This window comes from Streptococcus sp. 27098_8_74, assembly GCF_041431705.1.
GTDB classification, from domain to species: Bacteria; Bacillota; Bacilli; order Lactobacillales; family Streptococcaceae; genus Streptococcus; species Streptococcus salivarius_E.
Genome location: NZ_JAPVYF010000058.1, coordinates 1 through 2336, shown reverse-complemented (window position 1 = coordinate 2336; position 2336 = coordinate 1). Strand labels below are relative to the sequence as shown.

The 2336-nt window shown below is 38.7% G+C and carries 2 protein-coding genes; both read right to left on the bottom strand.

Going from position 1 to position 2336, the window contains the following annotated elements; translation table 11 throughout:
* Window positions 1–1845 (bottom strand): AAA family ATPase (locus tag O3670_RS10985; protein WP_371596170.1); only part of this gene is annotated, 1845 nt, incomplete at its 3' end.
* Complete coding sequence (locus O3670_RS10980; protein WP_371596169.1) at window positions 1846–2247, bottom strand: hypothetical protein; 402 nt, start codon at window positions 2245–2247, stop codon at window positions 1846–1848. It abuts the gene before it with no gap.
* Window positions 2248–2336: the final 89 nt, after the last annotated feature.

The following is a 2336-nucleotide window of genomic DNA, read 5'->3' as shown; positions in this document are numbered from 1 at the left end:
CCCATACGCAAACGTTCCTGGTGCATGTCCAGATAGAGACACGTCAACTATAAAGTAATCTTCTGGCTTTCGCCCAAGGAAATACAATTGCTCAAAGATTTCATCTGTTAACACTTCATCAATAGTTCTCTCTAAAGGCCTTGCTCCATCTTCTGGGCTAACACCGACACTACTAAGATATTCATAGAAGTAATTTTTGCCATCGATAGTTTGGTCACCATCCTTAATATCCTCATAATTAATAAGGATATGATGCTCTTTAAACCAAGTACTCTCATGTACTGCCATTTTTGAATAGACAATCTTATCAATGGTTTGTTTCGTCAAGATATTAGTCACTTCAATTTTCCAACGGTTGATAAATTCAGGACGTTTAAAGATCTTGATTAACTCATCTCTCATGTCCTTCATGAACTCTTTATAGTCAGTCTTGTTCATTTCTGTAAAGGTTTGACCAGAGGTGATATATTTATCTCTGATTCGCTTATGCCCCACGTTTGATGTCGCAATGATAAACGTATTCTTAAAATTGATTTTTCGTCCACGTCCGTCAGTCAAATGCCCGTCATCAAGCATTTGCAAATATAAAGCCCAGACATCTGGATGAGCCTTTTCTAACTCGTCCAATAGTACTAACGAGTAGGGATTCTTCTTAATTTTTTCCGTTAAGTCACCTTTTCGCTCGTCATTTCCTATAAGACGAACAACAGCATTATCAGTCATGTATTCTGACATATCCAACCGAATCATCGCTTCTTCACTACCAAACAGTTGTTTGGCTGCTTGTTTCGCCAATTCAGTTTTACCTGTACCTGTTGTTCCAAGTAAAAGAAGAGTTCCAAGAGGTCTCCTCTTATTCTGCCCTCCCTGGATTCCCTTATACATAAGGCGTGCTATAGTTCGAATCACATGATCTTGCCCTTTAACAACAGCACGCATCCCTTCCGCAAAATCCACTGGAGTTGAAGACGTGCGTAGTAGACTTTCCATTGGAATACCTTTTTTACGGTGAATAACATTCGCAATGTCTCTTAAGGTAATCTCTGATTTTCCATCGATATTTGCAGTCGCTGAAGCTTCATCAATAATATCAATAGCTTTATCTGGAAGCATTTTATCCGTAATATAACGAATAGATAATTCTACTGCTGCCTTAATAGCATCATTAGGAATTTCAATGTCAAGTTCTCGTTTGTACTTGGGACGACGTTTTTTCAAGACCAATATCGATGCCTCTTTATCCAGTTCATCAACGTAAACTGGTTGTAGACGTCGTTCCATTGCAGGATCTCGTTCAATAATCATAAACTCATCAGCTGTGGTGGCTGAAATAAGATAGATTTCCCCACGAGATAAGGCTGGTTTCAAGCTATTTGCGACGTCAAGGGCACTACCCTCAACCCCAGTTCCCATAATAGTATGCACTTCATCAATAAAGAGAATAAACTCATCTTTATGAGCCATAAACTCTTTAATCAATCCGTCCATTTTAGCAATGATATTCACCTCTTTACCAGTATGGTCAAATTCTTTCCCTTGGATAGCAGATAATTCTAGTTGCTTAACCTGCTTACCTTGGAAACGTGTTGGGACATGGGCTTTATTGTTAAGAATATCCGCACAAATTCCCTCTACAATAGCTGTTTTACCTACACCAGCTTCACCAATCAGAACAGGCGAGTTTTTTTCTAATCGGTTCAGTGAGATAAAGACTTGTCTGATTTCATCTTGTCTACCCCAAGCCACAAAATCTTGACGTTTAGGTCTGATTTTCTCAGTAAGGTCTGTTGTGTATTTGTCAATATAAGGAGTCTTACTAAGATTATGGTTAGTCATCTCCTTCATCTATTTATACTTCCTTCCTAAACGTTCTGCAGCCTTATCCATTAAGTAGCGACGGTTTTTTGAGCCGTCATCTCTCAACTCTGGATAACAGTTCTTATCTATCGGATAATAACGTTTCTTTGTCCGACGGTGTGCATGAATAAATTCCCAGAACTTATTTCCACCAGACGAAGACGGGATCATCCAATAAATCGTTAAAGTCATTGTACAGATTAAATTGATTAGGAACTTCAGCTCCTGCCCTCTTGGGAAAAATACATCCTTAAATTGTAGCGGAAAAACAAAGCTTCCCACTATAATAAAAGCTTTCATTACAGGAACACCGTAGTACTTTACCTGCGTGTAAAGACCACGAGGCAGTCCCCAGTTCCCCTCTTGTTGTTGATTTTCTTCTTGATTCATCCAGTACCTCCCTAGAAATCAATATCCATCATTGGTTGAATATTACTTTCAAAATAAAGGAAATAACGGAATTTCTCAGTCAAAAGCTC

Coding starts and splice junctions, on each gene's coding strand:
- O3670_RS10980 (WP_371596169.1), bottom strand. CDS start 2,247: ATGAATCAAGAAGAAAATCAACAACAAGAGGGGAACTGGGGACTGCCT.